Source organism: Pseudoalteromonas nigrifaciens, from assembly GCF_002221505.1.
GTDB lineage: Bacteria > Pseudomonadota > Gammaproteobacteria > Enterobacterales > Alteromonadaceae > Pseudoalteromonas > Pseudoalteromonas nigrifaciens.
Genome location: NZ_CP011036.1, coordinates 2,184,417 through 2,200,629, shown reverse-complemented (window position 1 = coordinate 2,200,629; position 16,213 = coordinate 2,184,417). Strand labels below are relative to the sequence as shown.

12 protein-coding genes and 3 pseudogenes are annotated in these 16,213 nt (G+C 40.3%); 2 read left to right on the top strand and 13 right to left on the bottom strand.

Translation table 11 applies throughout. The features are described 5' to 3' along the window. Positions 1 to 25 precede the first annotated feature (25 nt). The 7 genes and pseudogenes from PNIG_RS10540 to PNIG_RS10510 all read right to left on the bottom strand — a co-directional run bounded on the left by PNIG_RS10540 (position 26) and on the right by PNIG_RS10510 (position 8,643). Positions 26 to 862, bottom strand: a complete 837-nt coding sequence (locus PNIG_RS10540) for a peptidoglycan binding protein CsiV (RefSeq protein WP_089368454.1) — start codon at positions 860 to 862, stop codon at positions 26 to 28. Further along, positions 862 to 4,335, bottom strand: a complete 3,474-nt coding sequence (gene mfd, locus PNIG_RS10535; protein WP_089368453.1) for a transcription-repair coupling factor — start codon at positions 4,333 to 4,335, stop codon at positions 862 to 864. Before mfd ends, PNIG_RS10540 begins: the two co-directional genes overlap by 1 nt. A 61-nt stretch (positions 4,336 to 4,396) precedes the next feature. After that, entirely contained in the window at positions 4,397 to 5,290 is an 894-nt protein-coding gene (locus PNIG_RS10530; protein WP_089368452.1) for a carbon-nitrogen hydrolase, read from the bottom strand. Then, complete coding sequence (locus PNIG_RS10525) at positions 5,287 to 6,342, bottom strand: agmatine deiminase family protein (RefSeq protein ID WP_089368451.1); 1,056 nt, start codon at positions 6,340 to 6,342, stop codon at positions 5,287 to 5,289. Before PNIG_RS10525 ends, PNIG_RS10530 begins: the two co-directional genes overlap by 4 nt. 57 nt (positions 6,343 to 6,399) lie before the next feature. Next, positions 6,400 to 7,008 carry a PilZ domain-containing protein gene (locus tag PNIG_RS10520; protein WP_086994942.1) on the bottom strand — a complete coding sequence of 203 codons (609 nt, stop codon included), beginning with the start codon at positions 7,006 to 7,008 and terminating at the stop codon, positions 6,400 to 6,402. Between the two features lie 224 nt (positions 7,009 to 7,232). Then, positions 7,233 to 7,994, bottom strand: coding sequence for a haloacid dehalogenase type II (locus tag PNIG_RS10515; protein ID WP_089368450.1), 762 nt, complete (start codon positions 7,992 to 7,994; stop codon positions 7,233 to 7,235). Continuing rightward, positions 7,994 to 8,643: pseudogene (locus PNIG_RS10510) on the bottom strand (peroxiredoxin-like family protein). Before PNIG_RS10510 ends, PNIG_RS10515 begins: the two are co-directional and overlap by 1 nt. 119 nt (positions 8,644 to 8,762) lie before the next feature. On the opposite strand from PNIG_RS10510, the pseudogene PNIG_RS10505 reads away from it, so the two are divergent. Together PNIG_RS10505 and PNIG_RS10500 are read left to right on the top strand one after the other, a co-directional pair. Next, positions 8,763 to 9,326, top strand: a pseudogene (locus tag PNIG_RS10505) (LysR family transcriptional regulator); the annotation flags it as partial. Continuing rightward, a pseudogene (locus PNIG_RS10500) lies at positions 9,322 to 10,383 on the top strand (TonB-dependent receptor domain-containing protein); the annotation flags it as partial. The pseudogenes PNIG_RS10505 and PNIG_RS10500, both read left to right, overlap by 5 nt. A gap of 120 nt (positions 10,384 to 10,503) precedes the next feature. Here the strand turns inward: PNIG_RS10500 and PNIG_RS10495 are convergent. The 6 genes from PNIG_RS10495 to PNIG_RS10470 form a co-directional block, all read right to left on the bottom strand. After that, positions 10,504 to 10,947: a ferritin-like domain-containing protein gene (locus PNIG_RS10495; RefSeq protein WP_011328498.1), complete on the bottom strand. Its 444-nt coding sequence runs from the start codon at positions 10,945 to 10,947 to the stop codon at positions 10,504 to 10,506. Positions 10,948 to 11,120: 173 nt separating this feature from the next. Then, positions 11,121 to 12,059 carry a LysR family transcriptional regulator gene (locus tag PNIG_RS10490; RefSeq protein ID WP_011328497.1) on the bottom strand — a complete coding sequence of 313 codons (939 nt, stop codon included), beginning with the start codon at positions 12,057 to 12,059 and terminating at the stop codon, positions 11,121 to 11,123. A 17-nt stretch (positions 12,060 to 12,076) separates the two neighbouring features. Next, on the bottom strand, positions 12,077 to 13,792 hold the full coding sequence (aceK, locus tag PNIG_RS10485; protein WP_089368449.1) for a bifunctional isocitrate dehydrogenase kinase/phosphatase: 1,716 nt from the start codon (positions 13,790 to 13,792) through the stop codon (positions 12,077 to 12,079). A 110-nt stretch (positions 13,793 to 13,902) separates the two neighbouring features. After that, a complete protein-coding gene (locus PNIG_RS10480; RefSeq protein ID WP_089368448.1) occupies positions 13,903 to 14,382 on the bottom strand; it encodes a hypothetical protein in 480 nt (159 codons plus the stop codon). Positions 14,383 to 14,482: 100 nt separating this feature from the next. Beyond that, complete coding sequence (locus PNIG_RS10475) at positions 14,483 to 15,976, bottom strand: DUF3413 domain-containing protein (protein WP_089368447.1); 1,494 nt, start codon at positions 15,974 to 15,976, stop codon at positions 14,483 to 14,485. A 5-nt stretch (positions 15,977 to 15,981) separates the two neighbouring features. Next, entirely contained in the window at positions 15,982 to 16,194 is a 213-nt protein-coding gene (locus PNIG_RS10470) for a YejL family protein (protein ID WP_011328493.1), read from the bottom strand. Positions 16,195 to 16,213 lie beyond the last annotated feature (19 nt).

The window sequence follows — 16,213 nt, the reverse complement described above, 5'->3', positions numbered from 1 at the left end:
TTCCTATGTGTTAAATAACATCATATTAATGTTTGAATTTTCTAATTTGGACGATCATCCCCATTCTAGGGTGATCAAAATAGTGTATTTCTTCACTTATTACTCGTCTAAATTGTGAAAAACGAGCGGCTTCTATTTCACCACTATCGTGCTTTTGGCTAATATCGAAATTAGCGGTTATGTATAAATAATGGCGTAAATGTATTTTAAATAAACCGTCGAGTTCCCACTTCATAGTGGGTTCTTTAGGTGCATTAAAAAAGGAATCTTGCGAGTTAACCAAACTAATAAAGTCTGGGTTTGCATAACTTGGGGCGCTAGGCTCTGCACTTTTAATATGCTCACCAGCGATTAAATGCATGCTAGGTGCACGCGACTTACTTGCCCCTTCAAAACGCCAGCCAGTATGTAATAGTGGCGTTAACCCTTTGCGCTCTAGGGCTTGGCGTTGGCTGTTAAATTGCAGTTGTGTTGGTGCTAAAAGGTATGTTTGCTGCATTGTATCTTGTGCAGCTACAATCGGTGTTACCGGTAGGTGTTCATAACTTTTTAAATAATCAATACTGTTATCACACACCCCAGATTGCTGTTTTGAGTTAACTAAAGAATCTGTAAAAGAGCGTTTTTCAAAGCGTGTATCGCCATCAATACACGCTTGCATAGCTTGCTCAGTGTAAAGTGGGGTGAGTAAATCAAGTGTGTTTTTATCTTCAATAGCTGGTTTTTTAAGGCTAAAGTCTTCTTGTAAGTACGGAGCAGGGCGTTGTTTAAATACCAGTACTTCTACTTCAAACCAGCGCTCAGCAATTGCGGTGCTGCTAAATAAGCAGCATAAAATAATAAGCGATTTTTTTAGCAACATTAATGGCTAACCTTTTTTTCGAAATCTGCAAGCATTGCAGTGACCATTTTCAAGCGTTCGCGGGCATTTGCCTCGCTAATAACAAAGCGCAGTTTATTTGCGCCATCCATTTTGTACACGCGCGGTGCACTTTGTATCAAGCCTATGATGAAGCTAGGATTAACCTTAGTGTTTTGGCTAAATTCAAAGTAACCACCTTTCGGGTTTGCCTCAATTTTTGTTATACCTAAATCACTTGCTCGCATTTTTAATTGCTGCAGGCTAAAGAGGTTTTTAGCCGCGTCGGGTAATAAGCCAAAGCGGTCGATTAATTCTACCTGCAATTCGTCCATATCGGCAACATTAGCACAACTAGCAACGCGCTTGTACATACCTAAACGTGCGTTCACATCGTAAATATAATCATCGGGTAATAAAGCCGGTAGCTTTAAGTCTACCTCAGTTTGTTTTTGCAAGAGGTTTTCAAGGGTGGGCTCTTTGCCTTCTCGCAATGCTTTTACTGCTTGTTCAAGCATTTCCATGTATAAGCTAAAGCCAATGGTTTGCATTTGTCCTGATTGATCATCACCTAAAAGTTCACCCGCACCACGAATTTCTAAATCGTGGGTTGCTAGTGCAAAACCTGCGCCTAAGTCTTCTAATGACTCTATTGCTTGTAAGCGTTTGCTTGCATCTTTAGAAAGAGCTTTAGGATCGCCTGTTAATAAGTAGGCATAAGCTTGGTGATGGCTGCGACCAACACGTCCACGTAATTGATGTAACTGCGCTAAACCTAGTTTGTCGGCTCTATCCATAATTATGGTGTTAGCAGTTGGTATGTCAATACCGGTTTCTATTATAGTGGTACACACTAATACGTTGTATTTTTGGTGGTAAAAGTCAGCCATTATTTGCTCAAGCTCTTGCTCGCGCATTTGCCCATGTGCACTGGTTACGTTTGCCTCGGGCACCCATTCACTTATTTCTTGTGCTACGCGCTCAATTGTCTCTACGTTATTATGTAAAAAGTAAACTTGGCCACCGCGTTTAATTTCTCTAAGTACCGCTTCACGTATTAATTCTACATCGCGTTGGCGCACAAAGGTTTTTACTGCTAAACGCTTTGCAGGTGGAGTGGCAATAATAGATAAGTCGCGCATACCGCTCATGGCCATATTTAAGGTACGCGGGATAGGCGTTGCAGTTAAAGTGAGTATGTCGACATCGGCGCGTAGCGCTTTAATCTTCTCCTTTTGGCGCACCCCAAAGCGATGTTCTTCATCAACAATTAATAAGCCTAAATCGTTAAATATAATATCAGCCTGGATCAGTTTATGAGTACCAATGACAATATCGAGCTTGCCGTTGGCCATTTTTTCAAGCGTGTCTTTTTGCTCTTTAGGTGAGTTAAAACGCGACAGTACACCTACCTCAATAGGAAAGTCGGCAAAACGGTCTTTAAAGTTTTCAAAGTGTTGTTGGGCAAGTAATGTTGTAGGCACCAAAATAGCTACTTGTTTGTTATCGTTAACAGCTACAAATGCGGCGCGCATGGCGACTTCGGTTTTACCAAAGCCTACATCGCCACACACTAAACGGTCCATGGCTTGTTTTGATTGCATATCGCCTAATACGGCTTCAATGGCATTGCGTTGATCGTCGGTTTCTTCAAACGGGAAGCTGTCGCTAAATTGGCGATAAGCTGGGGCATCGAGGGTAAATTTATTCCCTGGTTTTGCTTGGCGCTGAGCGTAAATATCAAGTAACTCAGCGGCTACATCGCGCACTTTTTCAGCAGCACGTTTTTTAGCTTTGTCCCATGCATCTGAGCCAAGTTTATGCAGTGGTGCACTGGCTTCTTCGCCGCCCGAATAACGACTTAGCATATGCAGCGCCGAAACCGGTACATACAATTTTGCTTCACTGGCGTAAGTAATGGTAACAAATTCAGTGATAATGCCTGCGGCATCTATGGTTTGCAAACCTTGATAGCGACCAACGCCGTGATCAAGATGTACAATAGGTTGGCCTTCTTTAAGTTCGGCTAAGTTACGAATTAGTGCATCTTGGCTGGCTTGGTATTTATGCTTACGGCGACGGCGCTGCGATACTTTTATGCCAAGCAGTTCTTGTTCGGTGATAATAGATAAACTAGGTTTAGTACCTAATACAACACTTTGCTCCAGTGGGCTAACAATTAGGCCAACATCGCTTTGGCTTTTTGTAAACTGCTCAAAACTAGTAAATTCTTTAAACTTTAAGCCGCTAGGTTTTAATACTCCCAGTAATGACTCGCGCCGGCCATCCGACTCTACGCTTAGTAAAATACGGCCTTTGTGCTTTTTTTGCGCCGCTACATAGTTTATAAACGCACCGTAAGGTTCGCTTTGTTTATGATCAATGCGAATAACAGGTAATTCACTAACAGTTAAATTTTTATTGCCTGCTTTTGTACCTAGCTTTGCTTGAGATAAGCGAATACGCGAATAATTCCCTAAATTAGCAAACAATTCATTAATGGGTTGATACAGCGCGCTTGGCTCTAATAATGGACGCAGTGGGTCTACGCGGCGGTTTTCATAGCGCACGTTTACGTCATGCCAAAAATTATCGGCGGCATGTTCTAAATCACCGAGCTGCATTACCGTTGTGGTTTCAGGTAGGTAATCAAAAATAGTGGCCAGTTGCTCGAAAAACAGTGGCATATAATATTCTATACCGGCAGGCCAATTACCTTTACTCACTTGCATGTAAACAGAGTCTTGCTGCGCGCTGGCACCAAACTTCTCACGGTACGCTATTCTAAAGCGTTCAATGTCGGCTTCGTTAGTGGGAAATTCGTGTGCCGGGAGCAGTTCAATTTTATCTACTTTTTCATCTGAGCGCTGGGTTTCAACATCAAATAAACGAATGCTGTCGAGCTCGTCGTCAAAAAAGTCGAGTCTAAAAGGATGCGGGCTGCCCATAGGGTATAAGTCGACAATAGAGCCGCGAATGGCGTACTCGCCGTGCTCCATTACTTGCTGTACGTTTAAATAACCCGCTTGTTCTAAATTATTTCTGAAATTATGAGTATCGAGCTTATCACCCACCTTAAAGTTAATTGTGGACCCATAAATAAACGAAGCCGGGGCGGTGCGCAGCATTAAGGTAGAAACAGGGACAATTAAAACACTTTGTTGCTCGTTTTTGAGCGTATTTAAAGTGGCTAAACGGGCAGAAATAATATCTTGATGAGGAGAAAAATGGTCGTAAGGTAGGGTTTCCCAGTCAGGAAATATCATTACCGGGTTGTCGGGCAATAAATATTCTAGCTCGGTTTCAAGGCGCAGGGCGCTTGGCGTGTCTGGGGTTACAATTAATACTAAATTGTCTTGTTGTTTTACACCCTCAGCAATAGCAATGCTTAAACCGCTGCCGCTAAGTTGCCCCCATTGAATTTTATCTTTTTGAGATTTCACCCAAGGCAAGGCTGCCCATTGCTCAAACGCCATTTATTACTCCATTTATAAATTGGCCCTAATTTATTATGTAATAAGGGCCAAGTAATTTTATTTAATCGCGGTAAATTTTTGTTAAGTCTTGGTAGTGATCAATTCTGCGGTCGCGTAAATACGGCCAAATACGTCTTACGTTTTCGCTGCGCTGTTGATCAAGCTCAATTACTAAAATTTGCTCGTCAGTATTATTAGCCTCAGCAAGTAATTCACCTTGTGGCCCTGCAATAAAAGAGTTCCCCCAAAATTGAATCCCTTCGCTTTGCTCACTTGGGTCTTGCTCGACTCCAACGCGGTTACAACTAATTACCGGTACACCATTGGCAATCGCATGGGCGCGCTGGCTAATAACCCACGCATCTTTTTGGCGGGTTTGTTCATCGCTATTATCGCGCGGATCCCAGCCTATTGCAGTTGGATAAATAAGTAGCTCAGCACCGGCCATTGCCATTAAGCGTGCAGCTTCAGGAAACCACTGATCCCAACATACTAATACGCCCAATTTACCTACTGAGGTTTGAATTGGCTCAAAGCCTAAATCGCCTGGAGTAAAGTAAAATTTTTCGTAAAAACCAGGGTCATCGGGAATATGCATTTTACGGTATTTACCGGCAATACTGCCGTCATTTTCCAGTACTACAGCGGTATTGTGATAAAGGCCGGTAGCACGTTTTTCAAATAACGACGCCACAATTACAATGCTTAATTCTTTTGCCAGCTCACCTAAAGTATGCGTGCTTGGGCCTGGAATGGTTTCGGCTAAATCAAACACGTCTACATCTTCGGTTTGGCAAAAGTACAGGCTACGGTGTAGCTCTTGCAGCACAACTAATTTAGCGCCTTTGTTGGCTGCTTCACGAATTGCGGCAATCGACTTTGCCATATTTTGCTCAGCATTATCGCTATTGCTTTGTTGTACGAGTGCAACGGTTAATTTTGCAGGGCTGGTCATTGAGCTGCTCCAGTTAAAAATCCACGTGGGAGTTGCATTGTTATACAGTGCAAACTGCCAAATTGTTCAATAATAGGTAGGCAATTAATGCCCACTATTGTGTGCTCTGGGTACGCTTGTTGAATTTGCGCTAAGGCGAGCTTATCGCTTACATCATCGTACGTTGGTACTAATACCGTATTATTAATAATTAAGTAGTTAGCATAGGTGGCAGGCAAACGTGTTTGCTCATCGTCATACACTGCTTTGGGCCAAGGTAAGGCAATTAAATTATATGGGGTGTTATCGGTAGTTTTAAAGCCTTGAAGCTGTTTTTCCATCGCATGCAGCGCGTTGTAATGCTCATCGGTTTTATCATCGCACTGTACATAAACAAGGGTATTGTTTGGTGCAAAGCGAACTAGCGTGTCTATGTGGCTGTCGGTGTCGTCGCCCGCTAAATAACCATGGTCAACCCATAAAAAGTCAGTTGCTCCTAAGTGCTGTTTTAACAGTGTTGCAATGTCACTTGGGGTTAAATTTGGGTTGCGGTTTTTATTGAGCAAACATTCACTGGTAGTAAGTAGTACGCCGTGTTCGTTTATTTCAATGCCACCGCCTTCAAGCACCATATCTACTGCTTGGTAGTCATTATTTGTATCGCTAAGCTCATTGACTAAAACACGGTTTATTTGATTATCTAAATTACTTGCAAATTTATTGCCCCAACCGTTAAAGGTAAAATCATACACTTTAAGCTGATTAGGGTTATTTATAGCGGCGCAAGTAAGGGGGCCGTGATCGCGTGCCCATGTATCATTTGTTGGTGTAACTACAAAGTGAACACAGTTTAAGGGGACGTTGGCGGCGTGCAATAGCGCAATAACATGCTCTTTTACAGGCTCACTGTGCGCTACAATAACTAACTGTTGTACTGCGGTAATATGTTTTGCAAGCGCTACATACACAGGCTCAACGCGTGCTAAGTTTTCAGCCCAATCGGTGTTTTTATGCGGCCAAGTTAGCATAACAGCGTCTTGCTCGGCCCATTCTGGTAAAAGTCTAAAATTCATGAGTAATTGATACAAATTAAGGTAGCGCTAGTTTAGCAGTTTGAGTGTACATGTCAGCTATTTATCATCTGCTTGCATGTTTTGTGATTGCTCTAATTGCTGGCGTTTTTTTAGTTGTCGGGTTTGCGCATGCAAACTGGCTCTAACGACTAGTTCTTGGTCGCTGTCTCTTATGGCTATAAAGAGTAAAGTGTATTGGTAATGCTCGGTATCGATTTTTTTAATTGCAACGACTTCGGTATAGCAATAAACAGCAGACGCTTCATGGTGTAAAAAAAGTTTAGTCCGAAACTTTTGCCCTAAAGAATAAACATCCTCTGTTGTAAATTTTACGCCACCGCCGCCATAACTATCGCAATAAATAGCGTTATCTTCGCTTTGCTCTGAGGAGAGAACATGGCTCATTATTAAGTCTATTTTACGTGATTGCGCTTGTAAAAAAACTGCTAGCTCTTGGGCAACATCACCTAAATTACGCAGTGGTCCAAGCGCGCTTTGCTCTAAGCTACTTACTTCATTAGCGAGTTTAAATAAAGGGGGAATGTCTGCGTCTAACTGGGTAAGGTTTTTTGGAACGGCGTTATCATCAACTATGTATAGGTTTACACGGTTACTTTCATCAATTTGAAAATATTGTTCAAACTCACTTAATCTTTGACTGTTCATAGCACTCTCCGCAACACATTTAAGTAATAATAGCGCCCTTAGTGCTAAATTACTAGAATATATGTTTTTTGAATAACTGCTTGAATACTTTATTTATATTCATTTTATAAATATAAAAAAACGGCCAACGTTATCCTAACATTGGCCGCTGGGGTATTGATTAATTTTTACCACTTTAATCATGGCACATAGATGCCGTATGGGGAGGAGACCATTACATCAGGTTATTTAAGCAGCTCGGTTAACTCATGTAAGTTTTTTACAACATGATCTGGTTTTTTAGCCAGTGGGTAAAGTGCTTTACCTGGGCGTGCAATAAAAGTGGTTTGTAAACCGGCTGCTTTTGCGCCGGCTACGTCCCAACCATGTGCTGCAACCATCATGGCTTCATTTGGTTTTACATTAAGTTTTTTAAGTACCCATTGGTACGCACGTAAATCAGGCTTGTACACTTTAATATCTTCAATGCTGTAGCGCTCGTCAAAATAATGGGTTAAACCAGCGCTTTCAAATTGTGCTTGTACGCCTTTATTTGAAGAGTTTGTTAGGCTAACCAGCTTATAACCTTGTGCTCTTAATGCAGCTAAACCTGCTTTTACGTCTGCGTGTGGAGGCAGTGTTAATAATGGTGTAACAATCGCGGTTTTTGCTTGCTCGCTGGTAATATTAATATTGTTGTTTTGTGCCACCATTAATAATGACGCCACGCCAACTTGGCCAAAGTCTTGGTAATCGCCAATTACAGTTGATACCAACGAGTGGTGTAGCATAGTAGAAAACCACAATGGTAATAAATCCTCTCGCCCACCAAGTGCTTCGCCTATAGAAGCGCGCATTGAATCTAGATCAAGGAGTGTTTCGTTAACGTCAAAAATTAACACTTTAGGTTTATTTGAGGTTTGTTCGGCCATAGTATCTCCAGATAATAGGCTTGCGCCTAAAATTAATGAAAGGGTTAGGGTTTTTAGGGATGTTAATACAGACATTATTTACTCTCAGATTTTAAAGCGTTTAATACATCAAAAGGTTCAGCGCGTAGGGTGTAGTCTTCAGTTACAAATGCGTAAGTGATCACACCTTGTTGATTAATAACATAAGTGGCCGGTAGTGGTAGTTGAAAGCTTTTATCGCCGTAGTAGTGCTCAAATCAATACCAAATTCGGTATATAACGCTTGAATACGCTCATCGAGTGTAAACAATAAACCGAACTGCTTGGCTATTTTATTACTTACATCTGAAAGTACATCAAATTCAAGGTCGTTTTTTTGCGCCGTTGACAGTGTTTCATCAGGAAGTTGTGGTGAAATGGCAATTAACTGTGCATTTTGCGCTTTAAATTGTGGTAAGTAATCATTCAGGGCTTTTAACTCTAAATTGCAATAAGGGCACCAGCCACCACGGTAAAAGCTAATAATTACTGGGCCTTGTTTTAATAATGTCGCAAGTTCAACCGTGTTCTCTTGATGATTAGCCAAGCTAAAATTGGTAACTTTTTGCCCTACCTGTAATGCATTATCTTTAATGTGCTGGGCAATAAGCTCTGCGTTTGTCGTATTCATTAGTGCTAAAGCATCTGCAGGGAGCTTTGCTTCTTTTTGCACGTTATAGGCGTCAATTTGCGCTTTTAAACTCATATATAACCTCAATAATTAAGTTACGTTAGATTATATAGTTTTAGTTATTTAAATATAGATTGCAAAAGTGAAAGCTTCATTCGAAAATATTAAACATTGAAAACCCAAAGTAGCTTTTTATGTATAACATAAGTGATTTAGAAACTTTTATAGCCGTAGTAGAGAATAAAGGTGTACTTGCCGCTGCGCGCGAGCAAGGTTTATCGCCAGCAACAGTGAGCCATCGCCTTAGTAAATTAGAGCGAGAGTTGTCTACTGTTTTAGTCTTTAGGGATAGTCGACGAGTACGTTTATCGCCTGCAGGAGAGGTGTTTTACACGTGTGTGGGCGCTATTATTGAGGCACTGCACGATGCAGAGCATAGTATAGGTGCTCGCAGCTCAACTGTGAGTGGGTTGCTAAGGGTAACTATGCCACCGTGGATTTTTTCTAAGTATGTTATGCCTAAGCTCAGCGAGTTTGAAAGTGAATATCCTCAATTAAAACTCGACTTTTTAATTACGGACCACTTTATTAATGTGGTTGATGATGCTCAAGATGTGGCTATAAGAGTAGGGCAGTTAAACGACTCTGGCATGTTGTCGCGTAAAATAGTCAATAATAGCCGTGTGTTATGTGCAGCGCCTAGCTATATAAATAAACAGGGTATGCCAAGTAATTTAACCGAGCTTGCGGCGCATTATTGAAGACGTTATTTTATCGGGCGCACTGCGCTACGATAATTATAAAGGCTTTGGTGATACGGTTAACTTTAAACTAGCGGGTAACTGGTCGATTACTGACGATATATCACTGCGTGGTGCATTAAGCTCAGGTTTTAGAGCGCCGTCAATGCAGCAGCTGTATTTTAATAATATCAGTACTCAGTTTGTTGTTGATGATGTTACTGGCAACTTAGTTGCCGAAGAAGTCGGTACTTTTAGAAACGACTCAACATTAGCGCAAAGCTTAGGTATTCCAAAACTAACAGAAGGAAAGTCGCAAAACCGCAGCTTAGGTATAGTGTATAACGTAACAGACAACATTAACGTAACGCTCGACTATTACTCAATTGATATAGACGATCGTATAGTTATCAGTAATCGTTTAGGTAAAGGGTTGTCGCCAAGTCTTGACGCTGCATTAATAAGCTCAGGTGCTGGTGCGGGTCAGTTCTTTTTAAATGGTGCTGATACAGAAACGCAAGGTATTGACTTTGTTGCTACCTGGAACACTGAAGGGTTAGGCGGTACGCTTGATTTTACCTTAGCAGCTAACTTTACTAAAACCGATGTGGTGTCGTTATTTACCCCGGCAGGTTCAGGTTTAGAAACAGTACCGGTTGAGGACGTGTTCTCTGACCAAGAAATTTCGATTATTGAAGAATGGCAACCAGAGGATCGCATTAACTTAAGTGCGCTTTACCAACGTGATGACTGGACAGTTAATTTGTCACTTAATCGCTTTGGTGAGTACACAGTAGAAGATGGCGGCCGCCAGACTTACGGTGCCGAAATATTAACTGATGTTAAAGTAAATTACTTTATAACTGAGAACTTATCGGTAAATATTGGCGCAAATAACTTATTTGATGTCTACCCAGATGAAAATACTATAGGTAATTCACGTACTGGTACTATTGTAGACGCCCAAGGCAATACCATTGTAAGCAGCCCAGGGGTATTTAAATACTCTCGCCGTTCAGCCCCATTTGGCTTTAACGGTGCGTATTACTACCTAGGTGCAGAATACCGCTTTTAATTATAGATACTCCCATTTTTATACTTAATATAAAGCCCAGCATTTAAGAATGCTGGGCTTTTTTAATTGTTTAACCTGAACTCAGCTTTAGGTTGAGTTATTATCCAGAATTTAGGCTACTTACTGCTTTTTCATTCGGCTCATTTCAGCATGACAGCTTTGCATTGTTAGTAATGCTTTAGCTAGTACAGCTTCGCAGTCTGCGGGTTGTGGTTTTTTCATTGCATCTTTAATTTCTTCGAGGGTTTTATCCTCAACTTCTTCTAGCTCTTTAATATACGTATCGTCGTTATTGCTGCTAAATTTAGTGATAAGCGCAGTGTAAGCACGGCGCGCTTCTACCGCAAATGATGAGCCATCCTCACGTTCGCCTTGTTCATTAACAGCAAAAGGTTGTAAGCGTTCAACGGTTACCTTACGTGCATCAATCATGCGCTGGAAAAGGGCGGCAACAGCGGGATCTTTTACGTTCTGTTGGGCTTTTTCGTAAAAATCTATACCACTATTCATTACTTGGATGATGTCAGAAATATGATTTACTTCATTACTTTGATGGGTGTTCATAATGACCTCTCTTATAAATGAAATTAAATGTTCATTTATATAAAAGCAAAGGTTGTTCCACTATAAATACTTTCGTAATCATTTGTTTTTATTGGTATAAATGTATTTTTAGGATGATGTTTGCTTACTTGTTAGATTAAGTAAGCAAATTTTACAAAGCTTTTGTAACGGTATTACTTAAGTTCTTCAGCAACTTCGGCTACTTTTTGACGTAACCAAATATGACTAGCATCGCGATGTAACAACGGGCTCCAAATCATATCTAACTCAAACGGTGGAATAGGAAAAGGAGGTTCTAATATTTTAAGACTAGGATCGTCTATATAAATGTTAGCTGCTTTGGAGGGCAATGTTGCTATTAAGTTTTGTACTTTGGCTAAATGTACTGCCACATGATAGTTACGGGTAAAGGTGGCAATATTACGGTGTTTACCAAAATGAGCGAGTGCTTCATCAACCCAGCCGAGTTTTTGCACATCTTTAGGATCCATTCCTACGCCTACACCAAAACCGGTTTTACTTACCCAAATATGGCGTGCTTTTAAGTAGCTCTCTAGGCTAAAATTGTCAATAATCGGGTTATCGGATTTAACTAAACAGCAAAAACTGTCTTTCCAAATGCGTTTATGATGAAACGATTGCGGTAGGTTTTCAAAGCGATTGATTGCCATATCCACTTTGCCATTTTCCACATCATGAAAGGTCACATCACTAGGGGTGAGTATATCTAAGGTGGTGTCGGGGGCTTCTGCGTGTAATTTACTTAATAGCTTGGGCGCTAAGGTACTGGCCGCATAGTCACTGGCCATTATTCTAAATACGCGCTTACTTTGGCTTGCTTCAAACTCACGATTAGGCGCAAGTGTTTCCTCTAGGGTCATTAATATACCGCGAATAACGGGTTGTAACTCTAACGCGCGCTCTGTGGGTACCATGCCATCGCTGGTGCGTACTAAAATAGGATCGTTAAATAAGTTACGAAGGCGCTTTAAGCCATTGCTCATGGCAGGTTGAGTAATACTTAACCGGTTTGCTGCGCGGGTAACATTACATTCGCGCAATAAAGTATCGAGATAAACCAGTAAATTTAAATCTATTTTACTTATATTCATTGTGTGTCCTTAACGCTTTACCAGTGATGGATAAAACGTTGTGCTGTCGGGTATGGATAAATATGACTAACCTGACCATTTTTAATATTTTGCTGTGCTTGCTTCCAAAAGTTAACATCAATAAGCTCTGGATGTGTGCTCATTAAAAACTGCTTATAGATTGGGTTAGGCATTACAAAGGTGCAAAGTTGCTCAGGGAATACATCTTGCGGCGCAACCGAATAGCTTTGCTCATCCATTAAGTAGTCGTCATACGTTTTTGCTTTAGGCAGTGCTCTAAAATTCATGTCGGTTAAATATTGCACTTCATCGTAATCATAAAAAATAATGCGTTTGTGTTTACTAACACCAAAGTTTTTTAACAGCATGTCGCCGGGAAATATATTAACAGCAATCATTTCTTTTAGTGCCTGGCCGTACTCTTCAATCGCGTCGGCGGCACTGGCATCATCGGCATTTTCTAAAAATAGATTAAGCGGTGTCATGCGTCGCTCAATATATAAATGTTTGATAATTAGCCAGTCGCCTTCAATTACCATGGATGAACCAATGGTTTGGTGCAACTGCTGCAACAAGTTACTATCAAACCGCGCTAAAGGAAATACGACGTTAGAATACTCTATGGTGTCGGCCATGCGGCCAACCCGATCGTGTTTTTTAACTAACTGGTAGCGCTTTAACACGGTATCACGACCAAAAGGTTTACTTTCGCCAAATTTATCTTTAATAACTTTAAATACATAGCCGAATGAGGGCAGGGTAAATACCATCATCACCATGCCTGGTGTGCCGGGGGCAATTGTAAATTCGTCATTAGAGTGAGTTAAATGATTTAAAAACTCACGGTAAAACTCGGTTTTACCTTGTTTATGAAAACCAATAGCGTTGTAAAGCTCTGCTATAGTTTTATTGGGCATTAATTGGTTTAAAAATCGGACTAATGCGGAAGGCGCATGGGTTTCTACCATAAAGTAGGCACGCGCAAAGCCAAAAATAACTCGCATTTGTGACGATTTAGTAAGTAGTGCGTCTAGGTATAAACCTTTATCTTCATGATGCAGTACTGCAATAATAAACGGCTGTACGCCGCTTTGCGATACCACTCGCCCTACAATATAGGCGGCTTTGTTACGGTAAAATGGAGTGTGCAGTATATCAAAGCGCATTTGCCAGGCTTTATGGTGCGTGTCGGGCGCTTGTTTATAAAATGCTTTTACCAGCAGTCGTATGTCTCGTTCTAAATTTACAAAGGGGGCTTTAAAATCAAAGTGATTAATGATTTGTTTAATTGTGGGCTTTAGGCCGTCAACCACAGGAAAATAGCTGCGATACTCAGCTTCTACGGGCACTGCAGGCGCATCTTTTAGAGTGGCTTCTACAAAAATAAAGTCGTTATGAAAATAGCGGCGATGATACAGGCGGCAAAATACCGAATTATAAAAAGTTTCGGCAAGCTCAGCCTGAGGATGAAAACATAAAAAATGTTGATAGAGTTTTTTTACTTCTAGCCACAGCTGTTCGTCGAGTTGTTCGGTTTGTTGTTGTCGAAGTGTGGCGGTGGTTTCGTTAACCCGATCATCATAATGGCTAATACGTAATCGGCTTATATCATTAATTGCTTGCCAGTCTCTTTTAGCAAACGCCAGCGGTGCTTTTGCCGTGGTTTTTTGAAATAACAGGTAGTGCTTTTTAAAGCCCGTTAAAATTAATTCAGCAATATGACGAGGCTGCATCATTACTCCTTATTAGACGCTAGAGCTTATACTCTATCATTGTTAAGAGTATGTTATTCTCGATTTAAAACCAAGCTAAATTAAGATGTTATTTATTCATGAGATAAAGGTTACTGATAGTTGTCTATTTTTTTTTGTAATTTATTAATGCGCTTTTTTACCATATTAATTTGTGCTTTATAGTTTTTGTTAATTACTTTTTGTTTTTTAGCAATATCGGCGGCAATACGTTTTTTATCTTCCTTGGCTAAAATATGGTTAAGGCGCTGTTGCTGTTTATAATCAGCTTGGTCTTTTTTACGATCTAATATTGCTAACTTATGTTGATTACTGCGCAGCTCTGCCTGTAAGCCTGCTAGTAAGCTTTCGCGCTCCAGTTCGTTTAATTGCTTGGTGTAATCTACTTTAGGGCCTACTTGCTGATTTATTATGGTGTTAACTTTGTATACGGTGGCGTTGTTATCGCACGGGAATTGAGAAAAGGTGGTGCCTTCTTGTGTAACACACTTGTAGTAACTGGTTGCACTGAAACTGTTAAAGCTTAAGGTTGTAAGCAAGAGGAAAATAAAAATACAGTACAGCTTAATCATATTGGCTATCCCTAAGAGTGTTTTACTGCGTTAAATTAATAACGTTAAAGTAAAACTATAACCTAGCTTGGCGGTATAGCAAGCTAGGTTAATAATAGCCTTATTGAGTAAAGGTTTTTAACTTTTTGATACTGTGAACTAAAAATGGAATGTCTAAGCCTTGCTCAATAGAAAATCCTTCGGCGGCAGAAATATTTTTAAAGTCGCCATCAGGATCAATTAAGGTAATTCTATCCTTTTTATACGCTATAACCACGCCTTGAGAATAATTAACACCCATATTATCTTTTTTCTGGTGTAAGTTAACACCAAGCATAGTTTGCTCAGCAATAGTGTTGCAGTTTAAATACTGCCCAACAGCGGTCGCTATTATATCGCTAGGTTGAATAAGGCCATTAACGCGAGTGATCCGTTTATCTGAACTATAAAGCGTTGAGGTAATTACCACCTCTTTATTATTATCAGCCAAACTAAAAGCATAAACATGAGTATTTTTATCGCGAGGTGCTAAATCATCAGTGCCTTTAATAATTCTAATTGCACTATTAGTGTGGGTTTGATCGTTAATAAAGTTTAACGCTGCAATACCCGTTACTTCAACACTGCGACGTTGGCTTTGCCATGCGGGTAATGTTTGCTCATTTATAATTGTAGATTTATAAAATGCTGGTAAACCATAAACTAAACTAAAGAGCATATCGTTATGATCGGTTGGTTGTAAAAACTGCTTAGTGCTATACAAGTTTTTATTACTGGCAAATTGAGCAAGCTGCTGCGCTGTTTCAAATACAAAAATATCAATTTTAGCCGGTGTGTAATCTTCGCATTTTGTCAGCGGAGTAGGCAATTGGTAGCTAATGTTTTGTTGATTAATTTGCACATTATGCGCTTGTTTATAGCTTTCTATGTCTAGTAGATCATTTTTAGCTAATAAGCTTTTAGCCGTTGTAGGGTAAGAGAGTGGTAAAAAGTTATCTTGTTTAGTTACATCAAACTTTAAATTAGCGTCTGCCCAAATATGAATACTATGACTTAAAGCAAAACAAATCACTAAAAATGAACTCGCGTAGCGAGCAAACTTGAGCTGCTTTAAACGCGCTAAATTTTGCCAAGTAAAATTACTGACCGTTAACTGAAAACCTAAAATAACTAAAACTATGCCACCGGCTAAAATAGTTGTTAAAGCGGGTGAGCTGTTTAAGCGGTGCCATAAAAGCGAAATGATCTCAGGTAAAGCAGAACTACTTAAGTGATAACCTAAATTAAAATAAACATAAGCATCAAGTGTGAGTAAAGAGGCGCCAAAGGTAGCAATAACTGCAGCCATACCGCGAATATGGCGAGGGTATGGAAAAACTAAACTGAGCGGAAATACCGTCAGCACAAACGCTAAAAAGGCAATAAAGCTAGTATGGCTAAGCCAAGTAACTAGCATATAAGTAATACCCATAAAGCTTGTAGGTGGCGAGTCGGCAAACAAGTAGCTTAAGCTAATTAAGAGCGCTAAGCCAATATTGGCAAAGGTAAACCAATGCCCCCAACTTAGTAATTGACTCGCTTTTGATGAAAACTGATTGTGCTGCGATAAATTCATAGAGTTTATTTAACCGACTGTGCGAGAGCTTTAGCAAAGTTCTCGGTAACGGCTTGTCTTTTCCCTGTTGGTACATGCTCTTTTAAGATATGCGTGATAGAATTTCCTAAACACATAAGACTCAAATCAACCGGCGCATTGTGTTGAGTTAACACATCAATAAGCTGATCGACGATTTGTTCTACTTGTTCATTAGAGTATTTTGATAAGATTGGCATCAGTTGGTTCAATTTAATA

Excerpts from the sequence above, each read along its gene's own strand:
- PNIG_RS10540 (WP_089368454.1), bottom strand. The coding sequence starts at position 862 with ATGTTGCTAAAAAAATCGCTTATTATTTTATGCTGCTTATTTAGCAGC.
- PNIG_RS10470 (WP_011328493.1), bottom strand. The coding sequence starts at position 16,194 with ATGCCAATCTTATCAAAATACTCTAATGAACAAGTAGAACAAATCGTC.
- PNIG_RS10520 (WP_086994942.1), bottom strand. The coding sequence starts at position 7,008 with ATGAACAGTCAAAGATTAAGTGAGTTTGAACAATATTTTCAAATTGAT.
- aceK (WP_089368449.1), bottom strand. The coding sequence starts at position 13,792 with ATGCAGCCTCGTCATATTGCTGAATTAATTTTAACGGGCTTTAAAAAG.
- PNIG_RS10480 (WP_089368448.1), bottom strand. The coding sequence starts at position 14,382 with ATGATTAAGCTGTACTGTATTTTTATTTTCCTCTTGCTTACAACCTTA.
- PNIG_RS10490 (WP_011328497.1), bottom strand. The coding sequence starts at position 12,059 with ATGAATATAAGTAAAATAGATTTAAATTTACTGGTTTATCTCGATACT.
- PNIG_RS10495 (WP_011328498.1), bottom strand. The coding sequence starts at position 10,947 with ATGAACACCCATCAAAGTAATGAAGTAAATCATATTTCTGACATCATC.
- PNIG_RS10525 (WP_089368451.1), bottom strand. The coding sequence starts at position 6,342 with ATGAATTTTAGACTTTTACCAGAATGGGCCGAGCAAGACGCTGTTATG.
- PNIG_RS10475 (WP_089368447.1), bottom strand. The coding sequence starts at position 15,976 with ATGAATTTATCGCAGCACAATCAGTTTTCATCAAAAGCGAGTCAATTA.
- PNIG_RS10530 (WP_089368452.1), bottom strand. The coding sequence starts at position 5,290 with ATGACCAGCCCTGCAAAATTAACCGTTGCACTCGTACAACAAAGCAAT.
- mfd (WP_089368453.1), bottom strand. The coding sequence starts at position 4,335 with ATGGCGTTTGAGCAATGGGCAGCCTTGCCTTGGGTGAAATCTCAAAAA.
- PNIG_RS10515 (WP_089368450.1), bottom strand. The coding sequence starts at position 7,994 with ATGTCTGTATTAACATCCCTAAAAACCCTAACCCTTTCATTAATTTTA.